This window comes from Streptomyces sp. FXJ1.172 (genome assembly GCF_001636945.3).
Classification (GTDB): domain Bacteria; phylum Actinomycetota; class Actinomycetes; order Streptomycetales; family Streptomycetaceae; genus Streptomyces.
The window spans coordinates 9,026,097-9,053,013 of sequence record NZ_CP119133.2 but is presented as its reverse complement, the minus strand read 5'-3'; the positions used below and the strand labels follow the sequence as shown (position 1 = coordinate 9,053,013).

Annotated in this window: 24 protein-coding genes and 4 pseudogenes; 17 read left to right on the top strand and 11 right to left on the bottom strand. The window is 68.1% G+C overall.

All coding sequences use genetic code 11. From position 1 onward, the window contains the following. Window positions 1–71 precede the first annotated feature (71 nt). Entirely contained in the window at window positions 72–596 is a 525-nt protein-coding gene (locus A6P39_RS40750) for a hypothetical protein (protein WP_067039398.1), read from the top strand. Between the two features lie 44 nt (window positions 597–640). Here the strand turns inward: A6P39_RS40750 and A6P39_RS40745 are convergent. Beyond that, window positions 641–844, bottom strand: a pseudogene (locus A6P39_RS40745) (metallophosphoesterase); the annotation flags it as partial. Window positions 845–1,145: 301 nt separating this feature from the next. Here A6P39_RS40745 and A6P39_RS40740 point away from each other — a divergent pair. Then, a complete protein-coding gene (locus tag A6P39_RS40740) occupies window positions 1,146–1,796 on the top strand; it encodes a carbonic anhydrase (RefSeq protein WP_067039397.1) in 651 nt (216 codons plus the stop codon). 39 nt (window positions 1,797–1,835) lie between these two features. Here the strand turns inward: A6P39_RS40740 and A6P39_RS40735 are convergent. Beyond that, window positions 1,836–2,458 (bottom strand): annotated as a pseudogene (locus tag A6P39_RS40735) (phosphate signaling complex PhoU family protein); the annotation flags it as partial. A 336-nt stretch (window positions 2,459–2,794) separates the two neighbouring features. Next, window positions 2,795–3,526 (bottom strand): polysaccharide deacetylase family protein, encoded by a 732-nt coding sequence (locus tag A6P39_RS40730; RefSeq protein ID WP_067039395.1) that lies wholly within the window; start codon window positions 3,524–3,526, stop codon window positions 2,795–2,797. Window positions 3,527–4,508: 982 nt separating this feature from the next. Between A6P39_RS40730 and A6P39_RS40725 the strand changes: the two genes are divergently transcribed. Continuing rightward, a complete protein-coding gene (locus tag A6P39_RS40725; RefSeq protein ID WP_079133112.1) occupies window positions 4,509–5,390 on the top strand; it encodes an alkaline phosphatase family protein in 882 nt (293 codons plus the stop codon). 280 nt (window positions 5,391–5,670) lie between these two features. On the opposite strand, the pseudogene A6P39_RS40720 reads toward A6P39_RS40725, so the two are convergent. Beyond that, window positions 5,671–6,905 (bottom strand): annotated as a pseudogene (locus A6P39_RS40720) (IS256 family transposase). Between the two features lie 762 nt (window positions 6,906–7,667). On the opposite strand from A6P39_RS40720, the gene A6P39_RS40715 reads away from it, so the two are divergent. Continuing rightward, the gene (locus A6P39_RS40715; RefSeq protein WP_067055840.1) at window positions 7,668–7,958 is read left to right on the top strand and encodes a hypothetical protein; all 291 of its coding nucleotides are present in this window, start codon (window positions 7,668–7,670) and stop codon (window positions 7,956–7,958) included. Window positions 7,959–8,708: 750 nt separating this feature from the next. On the opposite strand, the gene A6P39_RS40710 is transcribed toward A6P39_RS40715, so the two are convergent. Next, on the bottom strand, window positions 8,709–8,942 hold the full coding sequence (locus A6P39_RS40710) for a hypothetical protein (protein ID WP_067055843.1): 234 nt from the start codon (window positions 8,940–8,942) through the stop codon (window positions 8,709–8,711). A 151-nt stretch (window positions 8,943–9,093) separates the two neighbouring features. Between A6P39_RS40710 and A6P39_RS40705 the strand changes: the two genes are divergently transcribed. From A6P39_RS40705 to A6P39_RS40695, 3 genes are read left to right on the top strand one after another with little or no spacing between them, the layout of a single operon-like run. Then, window positions 9,094–9,576 carry a ParH-like protein gene (locus A6P39_RS40705; protein ID WP_067055847.1) on the top strand — a complete coding sequence of 161 codons (483 nt, stop codon included), beginning with the start codon at window positions 9,094–9,096 and terminating at the stop codon, window positions 9,574–9,576. Beyond that, window positions 9,569–10,135 carry a hypothetical protein gene (locus tag A6P39_RS40700; RefSeq protein ID WP_234379271.1) on the top strand — a complete coding sequence of 189 codons (567 nt, stop codon included), beginning with the start codon at window positions 9,569–9,571 and terminating at the stop codon, window positions 10,133–10,135. The genes A6P39_RS40705 and A6P39_RS40700 overlap by 8 nt, the downstream gene beginning before the upstream one ends. Before the next feature lie 21 nt (window positions 10,136–10,156). After that, window positions 10,157–10,624: a DUF6545 domain-containing protein gene (locus tag A6P39_RS40695; RefSeq protein ID WP_331454185.1), complete on the top strand. Its 468-nt coding sequence runs from the start codon at window positions 10,157–10,159 to the stop codon at window positions 10,622–10,624. Window positions 10,625–11,087: 463 nt separating this feature from the next. Here A6P39_RS40695 and A6P39_RS40690 read toward each other — a convergent pair whose 3' ends face one another. Next, window positions 11,088–11,705: a TetR/AcrR family transcriptional regulator gene (locus A6P39_RS40690; RefSeq protein WP_067055869.1), complete on the bottom strand. Its 618-nt coding sequence runs from the start codon at window positions 11,703–11,705 to the stop codon at window positions 11,088–11,090. Window positions 11,706–11,830: 125 nt separating this feature from the next. Between A6P39_RS40690 and A6P39_RS40685 the strand changes: the two genes are divergently transcribed. Both A6P39_RS40685 and A6P39_RS40675 read left to right on the top strand, forming a co-directional pair. Further along, window positions 11,831–12,823, top strand: a complete 993-nt coding sequence (locus A6P39_RS40685; RefSeq protein ID WP_067055853.1) for a 4,5-dihydroxyphthalate decarboxylase — start codon at window positions 11,831–11,833, stop codon at window positions 12,821–12,823. Between the two features lie 535 nt (window positions 12,824–13,358). Further along, window positions 13,359–13,586: a hypothetical protein gene (locus A6P39_RS40675; RefSeq protein ID WP_234379276.1), complete on the top strand. Its 228-nt coding sequence runs from the start codon at window positions 13,359–13,361 to the stop codon at window positions 13,584–13,586. A gap of 87 nt (window positions 13,587–13,673) precedes the next feature. Here the strand turns inward: A6P39_RS40675 and A6P39_RS40670 are convergent, their stop codons facing one another. Further along, complete coding sequence (locus A6P39_RS40670) at window positions 13,674–14,153, bottom strand: C40 family peptidase (RefSeq protein WP_067055855.1); 480 nt, start codon at window positions 14,151–14,153, stop codon at window positions 13,674–13,676. Between the two features lie 230 nt (window positions 14,154–14,383). Then, entirely contained in the window at window positions 14,384–14,800 is a 417-nt protein-coding gene (locus tag A6P39_RS40665; protein WP_079133817.1) for a PPOX class F420-dependent oxidoreductase, read from the bottom strand. Between the two features lie 325 nt (window positions 14,801–15,125). Here A6P39_RS40665 and A6P39_RS40660 point away from each other — a divergent pair, with 325 nt between their 5' ends. The 3 genes from A6P39_RS40660 (at window position 15,126) to A6P39_RS40650 (ending at window position 17,387) form a co-directional block, all read left to right on the top strand. Beyond that, on the top strand, window positions 15,126–15,725 hold the full coding sequence (locus tag A6P39_RS40660; RefSeq protein ID WP_067055860.1) for an isochorismatase family protein: 600 nt from the start codon (window positions 15,126–15,128) through the stop codon (window positions 15,723–15,725). 10 nt (window positions 15,726–15,735) lie between these two features. Beyond that, complete coding sequence (locus A6P39_RS40655) at window positions 15,736–16,647, top strand: GlxA family transcriptional regulator (RefSeq protein ID WP_067055863.1); 912 nt, start codon at window positions 15,736–15,738, stop codon at window positions 16,645–16,647. A gap of 497 nt (window positions 16,648–17,144) precedes the next feature. Next, window positions 17,145–17,387, top strand: a complete 243-nt coding sequence (locus A6P39_RS40650) for a hypothetical protein (RefSeq protein WP_067055866.1) — start codon at window positions 17,145–17,147, stop codon at window positions 17,385–17,387. Between the two features lie 149 nt (window positions 17,388–17,536). Here the strand turns inward: A6P39_RS40650 and A6P39_RS40645 are convergent, their stop codons facing one another. Further along, the gene (locus A6P39_RS40645) at window positions 17,537–18,808 is read right to left on the bottom strand and encodes an IS256 family transposase (RefSeq protein ID WP_067052681.1); all 1,272 of its coding nucleotides are present in this window, start codon (window positions 18,806–18,808) and stop codon (window positions 17,537–17,539) included. A gap of 350 nt (window positions 18,809–19,158) precedes the next feature. Here A6P39_RS40645 and A6P39_RS40640 point away from each other — a divergent pair, with 350 nt between their 5' ends. Further along, complete coding sequence (locus A6P39_RS40640; RefSeq protein ID WP_067040008.1) at window positions 19,159–19,602, top strand: large conductance mechanosensitive channel protein MscL; 444 nt, start codon at window positions 19,159–19,161, stop codon at window positions 19,600–19,602. Window positions 19,603–19,694: 92 nt separating this feature from the next. Here A6P39_RS40640 and A6P39_RS40635 read toward each other — a convergent pair. Next, a pseudogene (locus tag A6P39_RS40635) lies at window positions 19,695–19,900 on the bottom strand (helix-turn-helix domain-containing protein); the annotation flags it as partial. A gap of 16 nt (window positions 19,901–19,916) precedes the next feature. Here A6P39_RS40635 and A6P39_RS40630 point away from each other — a divergent pair. After that, window positions 19,917–20,063, top strand: a complete 147-nt coding sequence (locus A6P39_RS40630; RefSeq protein ID WP_159395949.1) for a hypothetical protein — start codon at window positions 19,917–19,919, stop codon at window positions 20,061–20,063. Between the two features lie 974 nt (window positions 20,064–21,037). Here A6P39_RS40630 and A6P39_RS40625 read toward each other — a convergent pair. Continuing rightward, on the bottom strand, window positions 21,038–21,583 hold the full coding sequence (locus A6P39_RS40625; protein ID WP_275883958.1) for a hypothetical protein: 546 nt from the start codon (window positions 21,581–21,583) through the stop codon (window positions 21,038–21,040). A 776-nt stretch (window positions 21,584–22,359) separates the two neighbouring features. On the opposite strand from A6P39_RS40625, the gene A6P39_RS40620 reads away from it, so the two are divergent. The 3 genes from A6P39_RS40620 (at window position 22,360) to A6P39_RS40610 (ending at window position 26,173) form a co-directional block, all read left to right on the top strand. Further along, window positions 22,360–23,781 carry a protein kinase domain-containing protein gene (locus tag A6P39_RS40620; protein WP_067040014.1) on the top strand — a complete coding sequence of 474 codons (1,422 nt, stop codon included), beginning with the start codon at window positions 22,360–22,362 and terminating at the stop codon, window positions 23,779–23,781. Window positions 23,782–23,875: 94 nt separating this feature from the next. Next, window positions 23,876–24,490, top strand: a complete 615-nt coding sequence (locus A6P39_RS40615; protein ID WP_067040017.1) for a hypothetical protein — start codon at window positions 23,876–23,878, stop codon at window positions 24,488–24,490. A 1,041-nt stretch (window positions 24,491–25,531) separates the two neighbouring features. After that, window positions 25,532–26,173 (top strand): hypothetical protein, encoded by a 642-nt coding sequence (locus tag A6P39_RS40610; RefSeq protein WP_067040020.1) that lies wholly within the window; start codon window positions 25,532–25,534, stop codon window positions 26,171–26,173. Window positions 26,174–26,917: the final 744 nt, after the last annotated feature.

Here is a 26,917-nt window from a genome sequence, read left to right as displayed (position 1 = left end):
TGTGACCATGGCCGGGCTTGGTGTCGTCCTCGCGGCGAGTACGCCGACATCGAACTGACGCAGTTGCGAACGTGTCTGGTGGCTCGTGGACAGGCGTCGGGGCCGAGCTGGTCGATGACGGAGCGGAGCTGCTGTTCGTCGAGTTCGTAGACCGTCTCGCCGGCCTGCGGGTCGCGGGCGTGGAGCGTGTGGAACAGCGGGCCGTGGGCAGGGTTGAGTTGGACCAGGCTGGTGGATGCCCCGCGCACGGCCCGTTCGGCGCCCGGGACGGCGGTGAGGTCGACGCGGCTGACGACGCCCGGGGTGACCCAGACCGGCACCGTTTCCAGGAGGCCGAAGATCTGCAGGTGGAAGTGGCCGCAGAGGATGAGGCGGACGTCGCTGCCGCGGATGGTGTCGGCCAGTTCGGACGGGTTCTGCAGGCCCAGGGCCTGCTGGACCTCGACGTCCAGGGTGATGGGCGGGTGGTGGAAGACCAGGACGGTGCCGTGGGGTGCCGGCGTGCGCAGGATGTCCCGGAGCTAGGGGGCGTTGTTCGGACCAGGTCGGCTGTGACGAACGGTGCGGATCGGCATGATCCAAACGACACCCCGTAGTCATGGTTGCCGGTGCTGCAGATCACCGGGGCGGTCCGCTCCGCGGCGAACGCGTGCACAATGTCGCGCGCGGCGACATAGGCCTCCGGTGACCCGTCGTCGGCGATGTCGCCGCTGACGACGATGGCGTCGATGGCGTCGATGGTCTGCAGATGCTGCAGGTCGGCGAGCATCCGGCGCAGGTACTGGGTGGCGTTGACCCCGTGCTTGTTCGGTGCGTCGCGGCGGTCGAGGTGGGTGTCCGACAGGTGCAGGATCCGGATTCACCAGACGCTATCGGGGTCTGGCCGCCCCGGGCCAGGACGACCGTGGATCTGCGTCTGGCTACTGAACGTCACAGATCACCGGTTCTGACACAGCTTCTTCTCAGCCCCGCCGGCTGCTCTCCCAGCGATACGGGGCCGCACCCCCACCTTTGCCGGTTGCACCGGCCGGTGAACACCGTCCCCCGGACGTCCCGCGCCGACACGCCCGGGGGACGCGTGCCCGCTGCCTCTCCGGGCGACCCCCGCCGGGCGATGAGCCAGGTCCTGGCCTTAACCTTCCGCCATGACCCACGCCGCCGCCCCGAGCCCGCAGGAAGCCTTCGAGATGCTGCTGGCCGGCAACGACCGATTCGCCTTGAGCACGCCCGAGCACCCGAACCAGGATGCCGCCCGCCGCGCCGAGACCGCCCCCGGCCAGCGGCCCTTCGCCGTCCTGTTCGGCTGTTCCGACTCCCGTCTGGCCGCCGAGATCATCTTCGACCGCGGGCTGGGAGACCTCTTCGTGGTGCGCACCGCCGGCCACGTGATGGGTCCGGAAGTGCTCGGCAGCATCGAGTACGGAGTGAGCGTGCTGAGCTGCCCGCTGGTGGTGGTCCTCGGCCACGACGCGTGCGGTGCCGTCGCGGCGACCCGGGCAGCCGTGGACGAGGGCACCACCGCCGACGGATACGTACGCGACGTCGTCGAGCGCGTCACCCCCAGCGTGCTGGCCGCCCGTGCCGCCGGCGCCAGCACCGACGCGGACTTCATAAACGAGCACGTACGGGCAACCGTCGCCCTCCTGACCGACCGCTCCCGGGTACTGGCCGAGCAGGTCGCCGCCGGGCAGACGGCCGTCGTCGGCCTGTCCTACCGCCTGGCCGACGGCCGCGCGCACCTGGTCGCCGCCCACGGCCTTGACGTGCCGGCCGACCAGCAGCCCACCATCGCCTGACCGCCCGCATGCTCCGTTCACCCAGGGTCGGGGCGCTGGCGGGGTGCCGGGGCGGAATGCGTTCGCGTGCTCGCCGGTGACCAGGTGAACAAGGCGCCGGGTGACCGAGACGGCACGGTCTGCGAAGCGGTCGTCGTAGCGGCCGACCAGCGTGACATCGACGGCCGTTTTTCCACGCCGCGCTCCCACCGGTCGTGAACCTGGTGCTGGAAGACCATCCGGTGCAGCTCGTCCGTTCGGACGTCGTCCTGCTCCAGACGCAGGGCGGCGTCGACGTCTTCGGTGATCAGTACCTCGGCGGCCCGCGCCATCAGACGCTGGGCAAGGCGGCCCATGTCCAGCACTGTGCGGTGCACATCGTCCGGCACCGCACGTTCGGGGCGGCGCAGCCGGGGCAGTTTCGCCACGTGCTGAGCCTGGACCCCGGCCCGCTCCAGGTCCGCGCTCATCCGCAGGCTGGTGACCACGCTCCGCAGGTCGGTGACGACTGGCTGCCGCCTGGCCGGCAGGTCGATCGCCGGGCCCTCCAAGTCGCGCTGCGGGTCATCGACCCGCGCGTCGGCTGCGATGACACTCTCGGCCGGCGGCAGCTCGGCTGCATCCAGCGCACCCAGCCGGGCACTCGTCGTCAGCTGGGCAGCCTGCCTCCTGGCCGACCCCATCCTGGCAACACGCGCCCACCGGGTCCTTCGCACAACAGGTCCTTCCCACAACCGAGCACCACACCGCCAGCAGCCGTCAGCGGCTGACCGACCCCAGTGACCGGGACACCGAAGCCGCCGCCCTGCTCCGCCATCCCGGACTGCTCGAAGACATCGCCTGCCTGCACCGGCCCCGGCTCATGGAACTGCTCAGTGCCGACAGCGCCGAGTTCCCGGTAGAGGAGGAAGAACGCCCAGTCGGGCCGGACCGCCCCGGTGCAGGTGATGCGGTCCTGGGCGGCCGGGCACCTGACAGCCCGCGGCGAGCGGATGCGGGTGCGGGTGGTCGGGCGGCGGTCACGGACCGTGGTGAACGACCACTCCGGGTTTCAAATCTCCTGTCGATCGGAACAGTTGGGGCACCGTGACCAAGTGGTAGCCGCGGGCCCGGAGCGCGCGGACGATGTGGGGGACCGCCGGCGGAGTGGTCGCGTACCGGTCGTGCAGGACGACGATCGCGCCCGGCCGCACCAGGCTCAGCACGCGGTGCGCGATGACCGGCGGTTCGTGGAACTTCCAGTCCCGGGCGGCGACGCTCCACATGATCACCGCCATGCCCTCCGCACCGGCCGCCTTCCGCACCCGCGCGTCCCACGCCCCGAACGGGGGCCGGAAAAGCGTCGGCCGTTGCCCGGTGACGGAGGCGATCTGCCGTGCCGCGGTGCGGATCTCGTCCTCGATCCGGGCGAGCGGGAGACGGGTGAGGTGGGGATGGGTGACGGTGTGGTCCCCGATCGCGTCCCCGGACCGGTACTCCCTGAGCGTGTCCGCCCGGTAGCGCAACGCGTGCGGCCCGATGAGGAAGAACGTGGCCGGTACGTGCTCGCGTTGGAGCGTGTCCAGTATGGGTGCCGTGTACTGGGTCGGCCCGTCGTCAAAGGTCAGGGCGACGCAGCGGCTGACCCGGCAGTCGACACGGTGATCCGGCGCGCTGGTGGCGACGGGCGCGGCTACGCCCTGGGACAGCAGTGCGACGGCCGCGAGGGGAGCGATCGCGCCCGGGAGAAATCCGTGCCGGAGACCGGACATGCCGCGCTCCTTCCGCCGGGGCCGGGCACCGCCCCGGGACCCCACCAGTTTCGCACGTCGGTGCTGAGAGCAGGCTGAGTGCGGCATCCCTGGACGGCGGAGGGGGGCGGCTGGGGGATGTCCAGCCGATCAGATGCAGGAAGCACCCGGAAACGCGGGTGGCGTCTACGACGACGTAGGGGAAGACGGTACGGTCCAGCCGGGGGCGCCACAGGCTCTGGGGGTAAGCCGTGACCTTCCCCGGGCCCGGTTCCGGGCTGTCGGTACGCCCGCCGGCGGCCGGCCCCACTGCCCTGGAGTACTCCCGAAACTCGGTCACGGGCTCAGACCTGCGATGATGGAAGACCGTGCTGGTTCGGCTGATCTACCGGTTCGCCGCTGCGGTGCTGTCCCGTCCGGTGTTGCCGGCCAGATCGTCACGACGACCGCAACGTGATCCCGTTCCCGGTCCGCGCGGGGCGGATCTGCCGGTAACCCGTTCCCGGTGGGCTGATCAACCAGTACGAAGCCGCAGCGGGAACGGCCAGGTGAGGCCCGGTGACTTTGAACTCCTGACGCAACGTGGATAGCCGTGTCCTTCGGCAGGGTGCGCCGGTTGCTTGGGTATGGCCAAGTGAAACCCTCAGCCATGGCTGGTTGACGACGAGTTGTGGTCGCGGATCGAGCCGTTGCTGCCGGCGTCACCGCCTGGGCGCCGACGGCCGGGGGAAGAGGGTGCTGGAGGACCGCGGGTGCCGTGCGGGATCCTGTGCGTCCTCTGCACCGCAGTATTCTGGCGTGCTTTGCGGGCATCCCCCGGCAGGTGAACGCGATGTGCAGGGTCGTTTTCCGGCCATCTACGACTGTTTGGCGGGCCTTCATTTCAGAGAACCTGAAGACCTCGAGAGCGCCCCCTACTCTCCTACTGCCCGAAGCAAAGACGACCGCCTGAGCAGTAGACAACCCCCCGCGCTGTCCCAACCGCTCCCACAGGAGGTCCACCGTGTCCTTGCTGTCCCGCATCAAGCACTCGCGCCGGGCGCTTCCCCTCGCCGCGTTCCCCGCCGCCCTGGTCGGGGTGTGGACGGCCGCCCCGGCTGCCCAGGCAGCCGCCCTCCCCGCCCCCGACCACGTGATCGTGGTGGTGCTCGAGAACCACTCCTACGAGCAGGTCATCGGCAGCACGAGCGCCCCGTACCTCAACAACACCCTGGTGGCCGGCGGCGGCAACCTCACTCAGTCGTACGCCATCACCCACCCCAGCCAGCCGAACTACCTGGACCTGTTCTCCGGCAACAACCAGGGCATCACCAACGACAACTGCTACACCCCGCAGTTCAGCAGCGCCGCGAACCTCGGCTCCGAACTCATCGCGGCCGGCAAGACGTGGGACAGCTACAACGAGGGCCTGCCCTCCCAGGGCTCCACGGTGTGCACCAACTCCGCCACCAAATACGCCCAGAAGCACAGCCCGTGGTTCGCCTTCAGCAACGTCCCGCTGAACACGGCACACACCTTCACGCAGTTCCCGACGGACTACACGACCCTGCCCAAGGTTTCGTTCGTGGTCCCGAACCTGTGCGACGACATGCACGACTGCTCCATCAGCACAGGGGACACCTGGCTGCAGAACAACCTCGGCGCCTACGCCACCTGGGCCAAGACGCACAACAGCGTCCTGGCCGTCACCTTCGACGAGGACGACAGCTCGCACAGCAACCACATCGCCACCGTGTTCTACGGCGCGCACGTCGCTCCGGGCAGCTCCACCTCGACGCACTACAACCACTACAACACCCTGCGCACCCTCGAGGACCTGGCCGGTCTGACCACCCATGCCGGAGCCGCAGCCAACGCTTCCGACATAACCGGCATCTGGAACTGATCCTGGTCGTCAGTACCGCTGTCTCGCAGGAGGCGGCGGTCCTGACGTATGGGGTGGTGGCTCCCGGACGTCTTCCCCTCGTCGGCGTCGCCAGCAACGAGGTCCTGGCCGGCCACGTCAGGTCGGCGTGACCACTACGTGGCCGGCCAGCCAGTCGTACCGCGGTCGGATCGGACACGAGGGCCGGCAGGCGACAGCGTCGATGAAACCGTCGTCCGTAGTCCCTGGCCCGAGAGGCTTCCCGGATCGGGGGTTGTGTCCCTTGTCGTGGTGTAGCCGATCAATCGGCGGTTGTGTTGGTGGTGTTGGGTAGCTCGGGGGCGCTTTCGGGGAGCTCGGCGGGGTAGATCTGGTCCATGCTGCCCTCGGGGAGATAGCGGCGGGGGAAGGCGATCCACTCGTCGTGCATCTCGAAGAGCACGGCGGTGACCAGCCGCAGCAGCGCGTCGTCGTTGGGGAAGACCTGGACGACATCGATGCGACGCTTGATCTCTCGGTTGACCCGCTCCAGCGGGTTCGTGGACTGGATCTTCTTCCAATGTCGTTCGGGGAAGGCTGCGAATGCCGTCAGGTCGTCCTTGGCTTCCAGGAGCATCTGTTTGACCTGCGGGAACTGCGCGCCGAGCATGTCGGCGACCGTGTCGAGCTGGCGGCGAACGGCGGCCTGGTCGGGCTGGGCGAAGATGGTGCGGATGGTGGCGGCGACCATCTCGGCGGCGTCCTTGGGGATCACGCCGAAGACGTTGCGCAGGAAGTGCACCCTGCACCGCTGGTAGGCCGCACCGATGATCACCTTGCGGATCGCCTTGACCAGGCCCGAGTGGTGGTCGCCGAGCACGAGCCGGACCCCGTTCAGGCCGCGTTCGCGCAAGGAGCGAAGGAACTGGGTCCAGAACACCTCGGTCTCGCTGTCGCCGACCATCACTCCCAGCACCTCGCGGCCGCCGTCCTCGGTGATACCGGTGGCGATCACCACGGCCCGGGAGACGATCTGGTGGGCGACCCTGGCCTTGCAGTACGTCGCATCCAGATACATGGGGAAGCGGACATGGTCCAGCGACCGGGTGCGGAACGCGGTCAGCTGGGTGTCCAGGTCGGCACAGATCCGCGAGACCTCGCTCTTGGAGATCCCGCTGTCCGCACCGAGGGCCTTGACCAGCTCGTCGACCGAGCGGGTGGACACCCCGTGGACGTACGCCTCCATCACGACGGCGAACAGGGCCTGGTCGATGCGCGGCGCTCCAGCAGGCTGGGGAAGAAGCTGCCCGAGCGCAGCTTGGGTATGCCCAGGTCCAGGTCGCCGGCCTGCGTGGTCAGTGTCTTGTCCCGGTGCCCGTTGCGCAGCGCGGTGCGGGTGTCGGTGTGTTCGTTCCACTCCGCGCCGATCCTCGCGCTCGCCTCGGCCTCGATCAATTCCTGGAGCATCCGCTCGGCCACCGAACGGACGAGTTCGAGCCCGTCCGCCGAACGTAGTGACTCCAGCAGGCGGAGTAGGTCAGACTGAGACAGGGCCACCGTGCACCTCCCGGGTTGAACTGGCCGTTCACCAAGGAGAGTTGCAGGTGGCCCGCCTGCTGGGCAGGGAGCGGAATCCCCATCACCACACGCCCCGGGGCGTACGCCCTAGCCTTGATCGGCTACACCACAAAGTGGGACGCCATCGGATCGGGACTGTCGGGAAGTCCACGACGCCCCCCACGCTACGACTCCGATTCGCACATGCGCCTACGCGTACCCGCTCGGCGGGCACGCGTAGGCGCATGCCGCATGTGTGGGGTCCCACAGTGCACCGTGATCGTTGACTGGGTGTCAGCCCAACCGCTCCCGCCTGCCAGGCGACTGGCTTCGACGAGCAGCCCGATCCGAACGGAGCCAAACCAACACCGGACCTGACCCGGCTGCAGATCCTCCAGGAAAGTGCGCGCCCGGCCATACCCCGCAGCCGTACCGCCGGCTGGCGGATCTCTGGCGGGGAGCAGGTAACGAAGAGCCAGCCAAGAAGCCCGGCACGCGGGAGATGCCGCACCCCGCGCCGTAGCCGAACTCCGTGGCCAGCGCTCTGGGCTGACGGCCAGACGTCGACGCGCACCCCGCGCGGGCCCTTCGGGATGGCGTTCGACGAGCCCGGTCGCACGCGATACGACTTTCGGATGTTTTTGACACCTGATCACAAAGTCGGCGCGCCATTGCCGATTTGGTCGCATTTCATACTAATCTCCCGTAGCTGTAAAAAGTCGATCTGTCAGGGATCGCATCCACTCACTCCACGGAGATGACATGCGCAAGCTTCGCAACGTTGCCGTCCTGATCGCCGCACTCGGCAGCATCGGGCTCGTCAGCGGTACAGCCTACGCAGGCGACGGCGGCGGCAAGGGCGGCAAGCACGGGGACAGCTTCCAGATCATGCAGAGTTCGAAGTGCAGGTCGCACGACCTGAACGCCGACGTCCTCGGCGAGGTCGGCCTGATCAACGGCGCGCTGGGCAACGCCCTCAACGGCGAGGGCAACCCGGGCGCCCAGGCCAGCAGGTTGGGTTCGACGATGGGCTGCAACAACAGCGCCTTCTGAGGCCCGGGCCTGCGCTGCCCACACCGACGGGGCTGAAGGGCTGGCCAGGGGTAGCCGTGAATTCCGGATCGGGTGTAGCAGCGAGCGCCGGTCGCTCGACAGCAAACTCGATTCCTCGGCAAGGCTGGCACTCGCCATGGCTCGGGTGTCATGCGGTGCGCAGCGCCGCGCAGCAATCCCCGGTATTCAACCGCTGGCTGGATACCGGGGATTGCCGTTGCGCCGACAGCGCTCAGTTTTCGATGTGCTGCTTCTTGAAACCCCTGGGCAGCTCTGCCATGCCGGAGCAAGCTACGACCGGCCCGACGCCGACCAATCCGCCATCCGCCGTCCGCCGTCCGCCAGCCGGGCGCCGGAAAGCCCACGCGTGCGCGCATGCCCCGAGCAGTCCCGCGTCTGCTCGATGACATGCGCGCCGTCCTTGTCGGTGCGGGCCCAAGACGGCAGGGGTCTTCCCCGAAGCGAACTGCGCTTCCTTTACGACTACGACGGAGGCCCGGGCGCGCATACCAGTGACCGGCGTGCGCCCGGGCCCGAGAAGGTCGGAACAGAATTGCCGCAGCCCGGACGCGCACCGCGGCAAAACCGTCGCGTGTCCGGGCTGTCTTCGACAGGAGTGTCACTCAGCACGCTGCGGAACAGACCGATACGCTGTGTCCGAGATGCCGAGTTCGTGCGATGCCTATCAGGCCTTCGAAGAAGGCCCACGCACCGTCAGTGGCGCCAGGAGGACGCGCCCTCGGTACCTTTTTACTCGTCGCCCTGGTGCTGGCCGTGACCTTCATCGGGCCCGGGGTGACCCTGCTCTTGCGGCGAGGCATTGAAGTCGCCGCCAGTAGCCACAGCGCTGGCCGACGAGTTGGCCACCGCAGTGATCTGCGGAGGCTCGTCTTCGCCGCCGGCAGCCGAGCTGACCCCCGCACCGAGAGCGGACAGCCCCGCAACTACCGCCGCCACCACCGCAACGCGCTGGAACTTGCGCATGAAACAGACCCTTCGTCACCCAGGCGGAACACCTGGTTCGATTACATCGCACGAGAATATCGACACAATTCGTAATTACCGAGGATCTACACCCTCATGTCCCCACCACCGTCCTGGATCTCCCTGATGAGCGGTGCGGCGATGCAGACAGATGGCCGAACGGCTCGAAATGCCCGAGCCGTTCGACGCCGCGGAGATACTCGCCCGGCTCGGCCGCAGACGCGGTCGGACCATCGAGCTGCTCCCCGTGGCCTCCCGCCCCAACCTTCCCTGCGGCCTCCTGGTGTCCACGAGCGGCACCGACTACATCCTCTACACAGCCGACACCAGCCCCCTGCACCGACAGCACATCCTCGTCCACGAGGCAGCCCACCTCCTGTTCGACCACGCGGGCACCACGCCGCTCTCTCCGGTCACGTCCCAGGTGCTCCTCCCGCACCTGTCCTCCGACCTGGTACGGCGGGTGCTCGGACGTACCGGCTACGACGAACCACAGGAGCGGGAGGCCGAACTGCTGGCTTCGCTGATCATGAGCAAGGCAGCCCGAGCCGACACGGCATCGCTGCACCGCGAACGGTTCCTGAGCCTCAACGTCTTCTTCGCTCCAGCACCGGACCACGACGGCCGTGACTGACATCGCCCTCTACCTGATCGCCGCGGTCTTCGTACTCAGCGCCTGCTACCTCCGCCGCGTCCGCTGGGAGGGCCTCGCGGCCGCTACCCGGTACGGCTCCCTCGCGGCGGCGGCACTGGGCGCCAAGCTGAGCCTGCTCGATCCCTTGACCATCGAGAGCGCCGCGCGCCTACGGCTGGTCCTGCTGCCGGTGCTGCTGGGTGCCGGCCTGTACGTGTGCGCGGCGTGTGCGTTCCGGCTGCTCGCCCTCGCCCTGTACGCCGCGAAGCCGCCACGATGTGCCGTCCGCCGGGAACTGGTCCTGGCAGGAGGGGCCCTGCTGACCTCACTCGCACACGAACTCCTCGCTCGTCCGCGGCTGGTCAACGGCGATCTGGTCACCAGCCCGTCGCACCGGTGGTACCTCGTCGGGTACGACGCGATCATCACGCTGTATCTCGGCTACTGCCTGGCTGCGTTGGTCCGTCCGCTGGCCCGGCGTGCCCGCCTGGCTGGACCCGGCCTCCTGCGCACCGCGACGCGGCTGTTCACCCTCGGCAGCCTGGCCGGCCTCGCGTGAGATGTCTGGGGAGTCGACGACATGATCCGCGAAGCGATGACCAGCACTCAGGACAGCGGGGACGACACCTTGTCCGCCGTGCTGGGCTCGTTGTGCATCGGACTGCTCGCGGCCGGGGTCGGCACCACACTGTGGGCACCGATCGCCACCGCCGTGCGCGGTTGGTCCGGCGCCTGTCGCCGCTACCGTGCACTCACCCCGTTATGGGGCGAACTGCACGCCGTGCTGCCCGAGATCACGCTGGTTGCGCCGCGAAGGCAGTCCGGGCCGTTCCAGGTGCACTTCGCGCTCTACCGGAGAGTCATCGAGATCCAGGATGCCCGCATGATCCTCCGTCACTACACGGATCCCCGCACCGTCGACTGGCTTGCTGAGGCAACCCCGTCGGTTCCCCCCGGCCGCAGACCAGGTCCCACTCATCGCCGAAGCCGCGTCCCTGGCCGGCGCCCTCGAGCGCGCCGCCGTCGGCGCCCTCCCGACTCCTGCTGACGCCGATGCCACCGACACGGACGCACTCCATCAGCCCCTGGACGCCGAGGCCGACTGGCTCGCGCAACTCGGCGACGTCTTCGCCACCTCACCCGTCATCGCCCGCGTCCGAGCCACCGCCCGCGAGCGCACCGGCCCGGCAGTGGGCGGCTGAGGTGGGGCCACACCGCCCGCACGGCCACTGTCACGGGTCACCGGATGCCCTATCGGGATGGGTCTCGTCGTATGCGCGCCGTGCCACAACGACGTCGGCACATCCTCGTTTGACGGCCGAGCTGGCGAGCGCGCCGGACAGAGGCAGCGCATGCCGACCTCCGGGTTGGGCTGGTAGATCACCATGAACCGGGCCAGCACTCCTGTACTGCGCAGTGAGCCACCGCGACGCGCGGGGCGCGGGGATCAATGCGCCGTGTCCGTCCGCCGTTATGCCGGTGTCGCGCCGCCTTGGCGCAGTCATGGCACTTCACAAGATCAGGCCGCCGTGCAAGTCGTCTGCCAAGCCGGCCGTGTCCGTGAGTCCGAAGGCCACGCGCTGGAGCAGGAGTCCGTGCAGCAGCCCCATCACCACGCGCGCTGCGCTGTCCGGGTCCATGGCGGCGGGCACCGTGCCCGCGGCCCGGCCGCGACGCAGAGCGTCGGCGACGGTGGCGCGGACCCTTTCGAAGCCCTCCGCTGCCGGGCCGCGTACCTCGTCGTTGCGCAGCACCTCCGCCCACGTCTGCACGACGCAGCGCAGCAGTTCCTCCACTGCGACCTCGTGCCCCGCCGCGTCCTGCACCGTCTCGCCGCTGATCGTGCCGAGCGCGGCGGCCACCAGTTCCGCGACTGACGGGGCGTCCACGCTCTCGGCCAGCCGCTCAACCGGTTCGAAGATCAGCCGGAACGCGTCGCCCGCGATAGCGAGGATGATCTCCTCCTTGCTCGTGAAGTAGCGGTAAGGCGCGCCGGCCGAGATGCCTGCCTCCGCGGCGATGTCCGGCATCGAGGTCTGATGGAACCCGTCGCGGGCGAAGCAACGACGGGCCGCAGCGACGATCTCCGCACGCTTCGCCTCGCGGCGCCCGGCTGTGATGCGCGGCATGGCCACCTCCTTCATCGTGAATGAACATTCATCTTGACAGCTCCACCGTCCCGGGAACACCCTAAAGTGAACAGTCATTCACGGAAGCGGCCCATTCCACGGACTCCCGGAGAGGAGATCCACCGATGAACACCCAGCTGAGCATCGGCGTCTACGCCTACGAGCACACCGAGGCACTGTTCGACGGCCGGGTCACGGTCGACGGGGTGGACGCGGTGTTCGAGACGGCACCGCTCGTGTCGGACATCTTCCGCCGCGCCGTCGAGGGACACTACGACCTCGCCGAGTTCGGTCTCACCTACTTCCTGCGCACCTTCGACCTCGACGACGCGCCGTTCCTGGCGCTGCCGATCCTGCCGAACCGCAACTTCCGCCACTCGGCGATCTTCGTGAACACCGCCGGCGGGATCGTGAAGCCGCAGGACCTGGCCGGCAGGACCGTCGGCGAGTTCGCTCTCTACGGCCACGACGCCGGGATCTGGCCGAAGGGCATCCTGGCCGACGAGTACGGCGTGACCCCCGACCAGTGCCGCTGGGTGATCGGCGGCACCAACCACCCCATCCCCGCCTTCGGCTGGATCCCGCAGCCCGTCCCGGACGGCGTCGACGTACGCCACGCGGAGGACGGCCAGACCCTGGGCGCCATGCTCGAGTCCGGCGAGATCGACGCACTGATCTCCGTCGACGTACCGCAGGCGGTGCTGGACGGCTCCCCGAAGGTCGCCCGCCTGTTCCCCGACTACGAGGCCGTGGAGCGCGACTACTACCGCCGCACCGGGATCTTCCCCCCGATGCACATCATCGCGATCCGCAGGGAACTGGCACATCGGCCGGGCCTCGCACGGGCCGTGTACGACGCCTTCACGCAAGCCAAGGAACTCGCCGAGCGCAAGTACCTCGACGACGCCACGAAGCAGCACATGAGCGTCATCACGCCGTGGTTCAGCACGCTGTTCGAGGAGAACCGTCGGCTGCTCGGCGACGACTGGTGGCCCTACGGCGTCGCCGCGAACCGCAAGGCCATCGACACCTTCTTGCGCTACCACCACGAGCAGGGCCTGTCGAAGCGAAAGCTGACGTGCGAGGACATCTTCGTGCCGGAACTCCTCGACACCTGAGCCGAGCGGCAACGGCGTTTCGGCTTGTCGATCCGAGAAGGCGAGACTGGTCGTCGTCATGGCCACCTGCCGATTGGCTATGACCAGCGCTTTCGCAACACCCGTCAGATGACGGCCCCGGCTGATCAGACCTCAGGGCGGCCACACCGGGACTCCGGCACACACCCTCTGACGACGCCGCCCTGGGTCGGATGCGACCGCTGTGGAGAGTGCACATGACCGACGCCGGCGCGGCCGCGGGGCCGGGGCGGTGGAGGCCACTCAAGCATCGGGTGCGCGGCATCGCCGAGCAGCGTGACGCAGCGAGACGGGTCACACATGGGGCCCCGGCGCATACGTGTACACCGCGTCGACCAGGACACACAGGCGCGCGTCTTCCGCTGCTCGTCCCACGTACCGTATGGAGGACTTCGCCCCAGGTGGCACGGGCTTGTTCCAGAAGTGCCAGCCCTTCGGCCGTGAGGTCGGTGCAGATGCCGCGACGGTCGGTGGGGCACAGTGCGCGGCATATGGAGCCTGGGATGGCCGAGCCGGCATGGCGCGACAGCGGCGGGAGGCGTCCGCGGCCGCTGCCCGCCGACGGGACGTTCTCCCGCTCGGCGCACGCGTGGGCCGGGACCGGCTGGGACCGCCGGCCGCGGTCGACTTCGGCGGCCCGCTGATCAACTGGATGGGAAATGTCATCCGCATCCGCCGCGGCGGTGGCGACCTGCCCGGGTACCCGGAGGGTCCGTGGCAGGTACGGCTCGACTGGGCGGCGTAGTGATAGGTGCCGGAGGTCTGTACGGTGGCTCCCGTCGCGCGGGGCCCACCGTACAGACCGGTCTCTGCACGACCGCCTCGGTGAGCGTCACCGAGGGGATGCCGGAGCCTTCCAGAAACTCGGCGAGGAAGGCTGCGGAGCGGGGCGGACCGCCCCCGCGTACTCGGCGCCCCAGCGGGGGTCCTGGAAGACGCCGTCGAGGCGTGCGACGCGGGTGCCGGTGCGTTCCGCGTGGATCATCGCCTGGCCGCCTGCGTAGATCCCGGTGTGATGCAGGGGGGCATCGGGACGGGAGAAGAACAGCAGGTCTCCCGGGCGTAGCTCGCCGAGGTCCACGGGGCGGTTGGTCCGGTACTGGGCAGCCGTGTAGTGGGGCAGGTCCACGGTGCCGCCGCTGGCGGTGTACCACGCGTACAGGGTCAGGCCGCTGCAGTCGAAGCCGACGGTGGAGTCTGCCACGCAGACCCCGTTGAGGTAGCCGTTGCTGTCGTCGCAGAAGCCGGGGCCCGGACCGGTACGGTCACCGCCTCCCCAGGCGTAGGGAATGCCGATCTGCTCTTCGGCCACCTCAACCGCCCGCAGACCGACCGCATGAGCGCGCCCGCGCTCTTCAGCTGCCTGAGCTGGTCTGGTCCCAGGGCTCAGGCCCAAGCCCGCCGTAAGGGCCAGGGACCGCATCAGAAGCCTCCGCCGCGCGAGCAGCCGGAACGAGAATCCGGAGGTGCCACCATTTGCCGTTCCTGCCCGTTGCTGCACCCGATCGGGCGGGGAACCCGAGAGTTCGGCGCCGTCACTGGTCAGTCCGCGATCCTGGCAAGGGCGACGGCCTTGTCGACCCGGAGCCGTACCAGCAGTTCCCCGGGAACACCGTTGCGGGCGCCGTACTCCTCAGCCCGCTCCTCCCCCACGTACCGGGCGGCGATACGCGTCGCCCAGCGGCGGACTTCCGGGAGATCATCACCGAGTTCCGCTGTGCCCTGGAGGACGACGAAACCGAACGGCGGCCGTTCGTCGTCCACGCACAGCGCAACACGCCCGTCGCGGGCGAGATTCCGGCCCTTGACGGTGTCACTGCCTGTGTTGAATACGATCTCGTCGCCGTCCAGGAGGAACCAGACCGGAGCGATATGAGGGGAACCATCAGCCCGTACGGTCGAGAGCTTCGCCGTGCGGGTGCCCTCGGAAATGAACGACTTCCACTCGTCTTTCGTCATCTTATGCGCCATGGAACCCCATCTTGTCTCCCATCTACGATAATTAGCGCATTTACGGTCAGACACGCTCTGGCTCGATCGGGCACCCGATCGAGCGGCACCCCTGAGAGCCCCGGTGTCGTGACCGCCGTCCAGGAAAGGTACGCACCGTACGGTCCGGACATGACGACGCCAGAGCACTCCCCCCTCCTGACAGTGATGGCAGAGAGGGCGTGGTGGCCAGTACGCACCGAGTGGTCACGGCTCCAGCTGTGACCGGATCGGTCCGTACCCGGACCCGATGAGGCCTGTCGCCGCTCCGGGCCCGCCGGTCAGGCTTGGGAACATGAATCGAGCACTGATCGTCATCGACGTCCAGGAATCCTTCCGCGCCCGCCCGCTGTGGGAGACCATCTCCAACCCGAAGATCGCCGACCAGGTGGACCGACTCGTCCGGCTCGCCCGCCAGGCCGGGGACCTAGTGGTGTGGGTACTGCATGCCGAGCCCGGCAGCGGCGACGTCTTCGACCCCGCCCTCGGCCATGTCCGGCTGATGGAGGAGTTGCAGCGCCAGGACTCGGAACCGCTGATCCACAAGACCTCGCACAACGCTTTCACCACCACCAACCTGCAGCAACTTCTCACCGAGCGCGGCATTCACGAACTCACTGTCTGCGGCATCCGTACCGAGCAGTGCGTCGAGACCACCACCCGCGTCGCGAGCGACCTCGGCTACCTGGTCACCTTCGTCATCGACGCCACCGCGACCAACCCCATCCCGCACCGTGACGCTCCCGCCGACCAGAGCGTCGCAGAATTGCTGTCGGATCCTCGCACCCTGAGCGCCGAAGAAGTCATCAGGCGCACTGAGTACGCCCTCGCCGGACGCTTCGCCACCATCACCACTGTCGGGCAACTGGAGGCCTCGGGCGGGCTTCGGGCATGATGACCGGATCGTGAGCCACATCGTCTTTCTCCTGGTCCCCGGACTCCATCTGCTGGACCTGGGAGGCCCCGCGCAGGCCTTTTCCACGGCCTCCGACTTCGGGCACCCCTACACACTCAGCTACATCGCCGAGCAGCCGCTGGTCCCCTCCGCTCAGGGCCTGCCGCTGGTGGCCCAGCTCGACTGGCCCGAACTCGGCCCCGAGGACCTCATCGTGGTGCCCGGCTGGCGGGCGCGCACCCTGGCCGGCAGTCCTGCCATCGGCGCGGCCACCCTGCAGGCTCTCCGGGACCACCACGCCAAGGGCGGGACCGTTGCCAGCGTCTGCGCTGGGGCCGAGGCGCTCGGCCGGGCCGGCCTGCTCGATGCCCGCCGCTGCACCACCCACCATGACGTGCAGGACGAACTCGCCCGTCGCTACCCCAGGGCGATGGTCGTTCGCGACGTCCTGTACACCGCCGATGACCGGGTGGTCACCTCGGCCGGAATCGCCAGCGGCATCGACCTGGCCCTGCACCTGATCGCCACCCGGCACGGCCCCGCCGTCGCCGCCCAGGTGGCCCGGGACATGGTCGTCTACGCGCGGCGCAACGGCCATGAACCACAGGCCAGCGCAATGCTCCGGTACCGATCCCACCTCGACGACACCGTGCACCACGCCCAGGACCTGCTCGACGCCCGCTTCGACCAACCGTTGCCCCTGTCCGCCCTGGCCGCGGCCGTAGGCGTGAGCGAACGCACTCTCACCCGCCTCTTCACCCGCGCCACCGGCGGTCTCACGCCGCTGCGCTATCAGCAAACCCTGCGTCTTGAACGCGCCGAGCACCTCATCAGCCACGGCGCCACGGTCGATGCCGCCGCCCGCGCGGTCGGCTTCGAGGATCCCCGCATGCTCCGCCGCCTGCGAGCCCGCGCGCACTGACCAGCAGCAGTGCACGCCAAAACGCAACATGCAAGCCGTGACGGCGTCGATGTCGCCCTGCCCGCTGTCTGTCAGCCCCCTCGTCGACCTCAACTGACCCTCCAGCAGCCGCTCCACAAGCCCGTCGTGTCCCACGCAGGCGTCCGCCGCAAGCAGCTTTGCGCAGGTCGCAGGCGTGGACGTCCCGAGATGTCGTCACTTGCCCCGCACCGATAGCACGATGCCCTGCTCCCGCGAGATGGTCCTGCCACCAATCACGTCAACGGGAGAACGGCACAGTGAACCGACTCAAGAACCTTGCTGCCACCACTCTGGCGACCGCCCTGGCCGGTGCGGCGACCGGCCTGGCCTCCCCGGCGCATGCCACAGCGACATCCCCGAGCCGCGTCGGCACCTCTGCGGCTCCTACCGCTTCTGCGGCTTCTGCGGCTTCTGCGGCTTCCAGGGTCTACTTCATCTCCTCCTCACCAGTGACCATTCCGGGCTGCAAGGCATGGATGAACGGCAAGAAGCCCGGTCCCAAGGTGCAAGGGCTCGTGCAGACCTGGAGCGGCTCCGATTGCGCGATGCGCCTGGAGATCGACCACGATCAGCAGATCAAGTGGGTGGACAGTGCGGGCACAGGAAGGGACCTCAACAAGGCCACCACCCGCTTCCACTACGACGGCCGTGGCTACAAGGCCCGCGTGTGCGTGAACAACCTCAACAACGGCTGGGACGACTGCGGGGCCTGGTACTGATTCCTGGCCGCGTCCCGGAGGCAGCAAGGCCACGAATCCGCCCCGTGCCGGCCTCGGCACGGGCCTCTCCTCCTTCTCCCCGACGGGTCTCGCGAGCGGAGAAGGGGGGGCGCGGGGCGTGTCAGCGACTTTGTGTAAGTCGGTTGGTTTCATTGGATGCTGAGCCGGTCCTCGAAGAACAGTGAGAACTGGTTGAGTGCCTCTTTCCAGTGTGCGGCGACGTGGTTCGCGTCGCGCGCTTTGGGGTTGATCTGCTCGCGGACGGCGAGGTAGAGGACCTTCAACGCGGCCTGCTCCGAGGGGAAATGACCGCGGTTGCGGGTGGCCTTACGGAGCCGCGAGTTGATCGACTCGACCATGTTCGTGGAGTAGACAACGGTCCTTATGGCCGGCGGGAACGCGAGGTAAGGCGTGAACTCCGGCCAGGCCGCCCGCCAGGTCCGCACGATCGCGGGGTAGCGTTCGCCCAGCTCAGAGGTCTCGAATGCGTCGAGGGCCTGTTCGGCGGCCTGCTCGGTCGGGGCCGTGTAGATGGCCTTGAGTGCCGGGACCAGCTTGGGGTGGTCGCGCACCGACGACAGCCTCAGCGAGGCTCTGGTCAGGTGGATCACGCAGGTCTGGACGGTGGCCTTGGGCCAGGTCGCCGTGACCGCGTCGGGCAGGCCTTTCAGCCCGTCGCAGGCGACGATGCACACGTCCTCGATGCCCCGGTTCCGCAGTTCGGACAAGACCGCCATCCAGGTGGTGGCGCCCTCGCCCTCGGAGCCGACCCACAAGCCCAGAACGTCCTTGCGGCCGTCCATGTCCACGCCGACGGCCAGGTAGACCGGCTTCGAGGTCACCGAGCCGCAGCGGATCTTCACCCACAGGGCGTCGATGTAGATGATGGGCCAGACAGCGTCGAGGGGCCGGTTCTGCCAGGTCACGAGCTCGTCGACCACCGCGTCGGTGACCTTGCTGATCAGGTCGGGGCTGACCTCGACCCCGTAGATCTGAGCGAGATGGGAGCGGATGTCCCGCACGCTCATCCCTCGCGCGTAGAGCGAGAGGATCCGGTCGTTGAAGCCCGCGAGCCGACGGGCGTTCTTCGGGACCAGTCGTGGTTCGAAGTCGCCGTTGCGGTCCCGCGGCACCGCCAAAGTGACCGCGCCGGCATCCGTGAAAACCGTTTTGGGTGACGTGCCGTTGCGGGAGTTCCCCGACCCGTGACCAGCGGGATCACCGCGTTCGTAGCCGAGGTGTCCACTCATCTCGGCCTCCAGAGCCCGCTCCAGAACAGCCTTGGTGATCTCCGTCAGCAGCCCGCCCTCACCGAGCAAAGCCGCCCCAGAGGCGTCGGCGCTGTTCAGCAGCCGCTCGACGACCTCGTCGACCATCGCCTCCCCGGCCGCCGCGGCGACCGGTTCTGTCTTCTCCGCCATGACTTGTCCGATCCGCCTGGCCAAGGACCCGAGGCCGAGCCCACGGCCAGGCTGTCATGTCACGGACTTACACGATCTTTCAGACACGCTCGGGGCGCGTGAGCAGCATGTCGGCGATGGCCCGGCCGGCTGCCGACGGGCTGGCAGTAGAGCGCCGTCACAGGGACGAGAGGGCATGCGGTGCCGATGATCCGTCTGGGTGAGGCCTTGGTGAACGGGCTCGTACAAAAGATCTCGGTTGCCGGACCGAGTGCGGCGATTCCTGCGCGTCGCATCCTCGGCCCTGCGCGCACGGCGGTTAGCGTTCTGGCGACCGATCAGCTGAACCGGTGCCAACGCGGAGAGACAAGATGCTCAGGGGATTCAAGGCCTTCCTGATGCGGGGCGACATCGTCGTCGTGGCGGTCGGGCTGATCGTCGCGCTGGCGTTCAGCACCCTCATCAAGTCGTTCACGGACAATGTGATCAACCCGATCATCGCGCGGGCGCAAGGGGGTCGGAACTTCGGGCTCGGGTGGCAGCTCGGGCGGCCCGGGAACAAGGCGACCTTCCTCGACATCGGGTCGTTCATCTCGGCGGTCATCTACTTCGTCATCTTCATGGCCGTCGTCTACTTCCTGATCGTCGTGCCGTACAAGAAGTTCCAGGCCCGGCGCGGTGTGGCCGCCTTCAAGGAGGCCGGTGCGGTGAAGACGTGCCCCGCCTGCCTCTCCGAGGACATTCCCGCCGCGGCCGGCAAGTGCCGGTACTGCGGGACGGAACAGCCTGCGGCGGGCACGGCGCAGCACCCGTAAGGCGCGGGGCGCGGCGCCCGTCAAGCCCGCACCCTGCGGACGTGACCAGGAAGGATGTGGTCCGCTGCCTGAAACGGCCCCCTGGCCAGCCGGATGATGAACCCCTTCGCAGGGGCTGTCGTCATCGCCTCGTCCAGCGTCGACGCGAGGGCGGCCAGGACGTCGACACTTCGCGTATGCAGCGGTAGACGGTCGCGATCCCGATGCCGAATCCGGCGGCGAGCTGAGCGTAGGTGTCACCGCACCGTAGAGGGGCCAGGACGAGCAAGGGCGGGCGCCGCGCCGCGAGCCGCCGCCACGGGTACCGGCCTCCCGTGGGCGGCAACGCCGGGACCGGCCTGGAGCGGTGGCGGATCGTGGGGCGGGATGCGGTCGTGTTCTCCGAGGTGGTCGCCGCGGCCGACGCGTTGGTAGATCGAGGCGAGACTCTTCGAGTGAAAAACCGGAGCAAGGCCACCTGACCGGCGATTCGCGAGTTGTTGCGAGGATCTCAAAAACTTACGTTCAGCTCCAGTGTTCACAGCGGTGGCGCCCGTGCACAGAGTTCGTTCACATCTGCCACAGACCACAAAGCCGAGAGGAACAGTCATGCGCCTGACCCGCTGCGCTCTCGCGGCTGCAACGGTGGCGGCTTCCGCCTCAGCCATCGGCCTGCCCGTCTTCTTCACGGACTGGATGCCCCGGAGTTCCGATGCCACGCAGGTCCGCATGGTCAGCGCCATCGGCACCTCGACGAGCAATGGCGAATCACCCCAGCTGCCCTTCACGAATCCGGGCCCGGAGGAATCAGCGCCCCCTTGTTACAGCTACGGCGGCCCCTACTGCGGCTGGGTGAGAACATACTGGGGTGGCTGCGACAAGGAATGGGGCCTGAGCTACGGATTCAAAGACCCTGATTGGCTCTGCCGCCACGACCCCCGCCCGAGCCCCTCGGGCACACCCAGCTCCTCGGGCACACCCAGCTCCTCAGGCACACCCAGCTCCTCAGGCACGTCGACCTCCGCCGGAAGCGGCAGTTCCTCGGCCAAACTCAGTCGCTTAGGCAGATCCAACCGCTGGGCCAGGCCCAGCCCCGTGGTCAAGCCCAGCCGCTTCGGCCACGTCGCTCACCGCCGCAAGCAGCAGTTCCTCCTGACCGGTCCCGTCGAGAGGCCCCCGGCGACCGGTAGCAGCGGCGGTGCACACCCACCGGTGGCGGTCGAACCGCAGGCGCTGCCGATGGAAGAAGACCTGCTCGGCCCACGCCCCGACCTCCACGCTGGGGTCGGATGGCCGGCATCGGACCGTGATAGCCAGGCAGAGTACACAGCGAGTCTTCTACACGCCTCGTTTCGGGCTACGGAGGACCGCGTCTTCCCTGGCGCCCCAGAGGCCGGCCGTTCGTCAATTGGTACGACTGAGGCGGCAGCACCTCTCGTCCTGACGCGACGTGGTGTCAGGGACCAGAGGTGGTGCCGGTTCCCCCTCCAGCCGAGCGTCGCGCGTCAGAACGACGTCGGCGAAGCCAGCCCATAGCCAGCATTCCCACAACCGTCAGCCAACCGCCGGCCGCGATCACGGTGTACTCAGCGCTCGGAAGGCCGGCGCTCCAGCCGGCAGCCGCGCTCTCACGTCCTTTCTGGGGCAACGGGGAGCTGGACGAGCCACTCCCCTCCTTACCACCACGCGGACGGGTCCCGTCCTCGCGGTCACCGTCGTCCTGGCCGTCATGGCAGTGGGCGGCCGGGAAGGGAAATGATCGCTCGTGGTTGTCGAAGGCCTTCACCACGAAGACCGGGTGCACTCTGAAGAATTCCTTAATCGCCAACTCGTACTGGGCGGTTGTCTGGGTGGGATAATTCACGTCCAGATACGTCGAGACAGTAAAGCTGTCCCACGGTGCCGCCGGCGACGAGGAGGGTCCCGAGCCCTGGAGGACGAGAGCCTCCGGACCACGTCGGCCATTGATCAAAATGGCCCTCAGGCCCTTGTCGATGAGCACGACACGGCGGTGACTGCGGCAGTTCCGCCACGGACTGCGGTCACCGTGGTGCCCGTCCCCTTCATCGAGCCGCAGGGAGTCGGCCGCGTGCCGTACAGACGCCTGCGCAGCGATGCCGGCCGACGGAAACGCGAGGGCGATAGCCGCACCCACCAGCGGCGCTGCAACCCAGGCACGAAGAATCATCCGATGACCTCCATGGGTGACGGACGCAGGCGACCGCCGGCTGGGCGACACATCCGATTCTCAGAAGAAGCTAAGAGGAATCAATTGCCCACATCGTGATCATCCCCGGGAAGCCGTGCCATTGTCACTCAACCACAGCAGTCTCGGGCGGAAGAAGTACGCCGTGCTCCGTGGCTGCCGTGCTGGGGCCGGTCCGGGCCTCCGCTGCAGCGGCCGCCCGGATCGGCTTGGCTACTGCTCTGATCGGGCCGTCACGATCACGGTCACCGGCGGGATCACCCAGATGCCGACACGCTCGATGGTGTGCACAGTCGGCTTCATGCGGGTGCCGGTCACCAGGTACTCCCCCGCGCTTCAGCGTCCCCCAGAACCGTCCATCTGGCGGCTGGCGGCTGGCGACCTCGGGTTGGAAAAGGCGCACTGCCGGAAGCAGGGTCCTCGAACAGGGTTTGCGCAATGGATGGGGGGCACCGACCAGCATCTCCATCCTCCTTCGTCGAGCGCGGCCACAGAGTTTCCACAAGAACGTGAGGAAGACATGTACGGGGCTGTTTCCGGCCCGCACCGACGGATCGGGGGGACACAAGATCATGCAGCAGTCGACGTGTCAGGAACGCACGCTGGGCGGCCGGTACGTGCTTCGCCGCCTGCTTGGCCGTGGCGGGATGGCCGAGGTGCACCTCGCTGACGACCTCGTGCTCGCTCGCCGGGTTGCGGTGAAGATGCTGCGCGTCGATGCGCTGGATGCGACGGGCAGGGACCGGTTCGCCCGCGAGGCGCAGGCGGTCGCCTCCCTGAGTCATCCCGGGATCGTCGCGATCTACGACGTCGGCATGGAAAGCGTTGACGGGCTCGAGTGGCCGTACATCGTTATGGAGTACGTCCCAGGCCACACTCTGCACCAGTTGGTGCGCTCAGGCCCGCTCGCGCCGCACCGGGCCCTGCGCCTGACCGCCGGCGTGCTCGAAGCGTTGGCTCATGCCCATGAACGGGGCATCATCCACCGCGACATCAAACCCGCCAACGTGATGATCGCCGCCGACGACTCGGTCAAAGTAATGGACTTCGGGATCGCCCGGAACGTCTTCACGCCCGGCATGACGCTCACCCAGACGTCGATGGTGGTGGGCACCCCCGAGTACCTTTCTCCCGAACAGGCCCGCGGGCAGCACCTTGACGGGCGCACTGACCTGTACTCCACCGGTTGCCTGCTCTATGAGCTGCTCACCGGGCATCCTCCGTTCACCGGCGAGTCCCCGATGGCAATCGCCTACCAACACCTGGGAGACGAGCCCCAGCCGCCCTCCGCCTGCGTACCGAAGCCACCTGCGGCATGCGACGGTGTGGTCCTGACGGCCCTCGCCAAGGACCCCGACCACCGCTACGCCACGGCGTGGGAGATGCTGGCCGCTATCGACAGCATCCGCAGAGAACTCGGCACGGCCGTGTCACCTGGGCAACCCGCTCACGCAGACACCACTGGCACAGCCTCGATTCCCGCGACACCAACGGCCACCCCTTCCTCAGACACGCGCGCCTCCGCCCACAAGACCACCCGCACCAGCAACCGTCGACGGGAGGTTACGACCACTGGCGAAACACCCAACACCGCGGATCAACCGGCTCCCCGCCAACACACAGCCCGTCGCCGCCACGCCATCTTCGGAGCGCTCCTGGGCTCGCTGCTGATCGCCGGAGCGGTGTGGGCGGTGTGGGCCTCAGCAGGCGCCCCCTTCTTCTCAGACACTCACGGAGCGATGCCATCCACCACCGTGGATCACCACACCTCTGTCCAGGTTCCCAACCTGGTCGGCCGCCCAGTGGCCCAGGCACGAGCCAGCGCGCGGAACTACGGTCTGCGCCTCGTGAACTCCGGCGCCGGGGAGTGTCCCGACGGCCCGCGAACGCTCCCACGGCACATCTGCAGTCAGATCCCGCTACCCGGCACGCGGGTCGCACACGGTAGCCAAGTCACAGTCCGGCTCTCCCAGGCTTCCAAGGAGAAGCGGTAGAGGCTCACGGCCAGCCACGGGTTGCGGACGCAGGTGGTCATGCCGCGACCTGGGCCGCACGGGTGAAGCTCGAGCGATCGGTACGCTGACCCCCATGGGGCTGGACATCACGGTGATGATCGCAGACTGGTCATGGCTGAGGGAGGTTCCGCCCCGGGAGCGGCTGCCGCGGCTGAGGAATGCCTGGTATGCCGATGAGACGGGGCTGTGGGATCACGACGCGCCGATGGTCGAGGGCGACTGGGAGTGGCCACGGGGACCCAATAGCGCCTTCTTCGCTGTATACGAGTTCCGGCACACCTGTGGCTCGTTCAAGGCGCACTTCTGGGCCGGGCAGCGGTGGGAATCCATCCGCGACCATGTTGATCCTCTGGTGCGGACCGAGTTGGACGCGTTCTTGTCCGGGTTGGTCTGGGATGGGCTGGACGGCGAGGCACAGCACACGGATCCGGATTTCTTCAGCGACGACCCCAGCGTCTATGGGCTGCTGCTCGCACAGCCACCAGACGGCGTGCGGGAACTGGCCGCGACCTGGGAGCGGGTACGGCCTTGGCTTGACAGGATGCAAGGGGCCTTCATTGAACATGCCGCCGATCCCGAAGGATGGGTCGGCAACTTCGCCGCATTCACAGACTTGTTGACGGAGTGGGGCCACGTCCTCACCGAAGCCGCCGGACGAGGCTGGGGCATCGTGGGGCTGAGCGAGTAGAGCAAGGCCGTCCCTTCGAAACCGAGACTCATCCGTCCTCCTCGCCACGACAGGAGCCACGCTGCCGGAAAGATTCCCAGTTCCCGCCACTGACCTGGGGATTCACGGAACTGCGGACAGAGCCAGATTCAAATACCCCCATCAACGTTGGCGCCGGGTGGGGTGGAGTCGGTGCGGTCGCGGCGCATGACGGCAGCATCGTTGCCGCGGAAGACAAGGGCGCGAACCTTGATCCGGGCGAATGAGGCCGTCGGCCTGTCAGTCGCTTGGGACATGACGGCCGGTATCGCTGCCGTACCCCGGCACCCCGGGGGTTCGTGTGCGTGTGTCGCGTACCGGCCTGATGTGACGTCACTCCCCGACGACGAGTGCCGAGAGGCGGGCGCCTTGCAAATGTCCTGCCACTGTGTCACGACTGGCCGCCACCCCCAAGACGGCGGCTGCTGTTCCGTACATGCCGTGACCGATGGGGGCCACCTGGCGCGGCTGCGCCGCGGAGATCAGCCGCCGTCAACTGGCAGGGCAGCCGGTGCCCGCGAGGAAACACATGTCGGAATGGTCAACGACAGGCTGCCACACGCGGGTTGGCTGAACGACGTAGATCGCGATGTCATGCACGCAGTCTGCGAAGACCCGGGGCAGGATGCGCACCACGACGCCAGGTTCACCGGCCAGCGACGCCGGCCCGTGCACTGACTGACGAGGAGCCACTCTGCAGTCTCTTGGTGGGCGATGCGGTGAGCGAGCTTTGATGCAGCCGTCTCGATAGCACGCTTTATCTGACGGTGTTCGCAGCGACACGCCGTCGATGGAGGGGTGAAAAGGCGTCACGAGATCCCCCGGCCAGCCTAATTGTGTGTCAATACGCATGCATTTCTGGCGCAATTGGCACCTTGGCTGAGCGATGAATGGGGCCGAATATGCCCCAATCGGCCCCATGGTGCCAGTAATTCGATATGACCGATATGACTGGCTTAGGTACGTTGGGTCGCAGTCGGCTGACGAGCCGGCATCTCCGAGACAGCAGACAGGAGAAGCGACATGAAGCTCGCTCGTTCCACCATGGTGACCGCCACTGCCGGGGCGGCTACGGCGCTTGCCGTGACCGGCATCACCTACGCCTCGGCCACCTCCGCCCCCGCCTCGGCACCGCAGGCGGCCCCGGCCGCAGCCGCGGCGCCTTTCAACGGCGGCTCCGGACAGGGCAACAACAACAGCAACAACGGCAACAACAACGGGAACGGCAACGAGGGCAAGGGCAACGAGGGCAAGGGCAACGAAGGCCGCGGCAACGAGCGCCGGGGCCACGAGGAGCGCCGCCACGAGGAGGGCCGGATCTTCGTCAACGAGCGGTCCTACTCCGCTCACCCGGGTGACTGCATCACCGTGATCAGCGGCCTGGGCGCCAAGACCCTCAACGTCCGCAACGAGAGCCACAAGCGCGTCGAGGTCTTCCGCGGCGCGGTCTGCGACAACGGCGCCCCCATCGCCACCGTCGGCCCCCACAGCTCCAGCAACGGTGTCGACGACCTCCACGTCAAGGACGGCGTCCACGTCAAGGACGGCATCGTGGCCAGCTTCCGCGTGAACTGCGACCACGGCCGCGGCGGCGAGGGCGGCGAAGGCGGCGGCGAGGAGGGCGGCGGCGAAGGCGGCGGAGGCGAGGGCGGCGGCTGGGACTGACCCGAAACCGACAACACCATATGAGGCCCCGGCCCGCCGGAATCGGGCCGGGGACCTCAGCCCCCACCATTGTCCGACAATCCACCCGCCATGCACGCACCAACAGGCCCGGACACCAGGCACCACATCCTGGTGTCCGGGCCGCGTCGTTTCACTCACCGGTCGATCCACCTGCGGATTTACACCCCGAACGCCTCCTGCCAGCGCATCTCCCCGCGCCCTCACCAGCTGCTTCCCTCCGGGCGTTTCCCCCGCCCTCGAACGGGTGAGAAAGGACGCAAGCCGCAGGCCAGGAGGCCGCCCGGGGATCCAGGCAAAGGTCCGGCCCGCCGCTACGGGGGAAAGCAACGGGCCGGACAGCCCCACGGTGACACGGCCACCCCTCACCAGGAGCCGAAACCGGCATGTTCCTACCGTGTCCCTGACGCCCAGCGCCCAGTGACCACCGCGGCAAAGGACCGGCCCGGACCGGACCACATCCTCGAGCCCACGTTCGCAATGTCTCAGCCGTGCCGGCCGCGCCTGTCCCACGCGACCGCGCAGGCGGGCCGCCCCCGCACCAGGAGTGGCCCGCCGGCGGATCCCTCGTTTCACCAGCCGACGCCACCTGCCCACCGACGACCCGGATCAGTGGAAGCGGCCCGGGTCTCGGCCTCAGGAGACCGGGTGCCCACACCCCAGCCCGACACTGCGTCAAAGCCGCAGGCCTTGCACCCACTTCCAGCCTGACGTGTCACTGCTGGA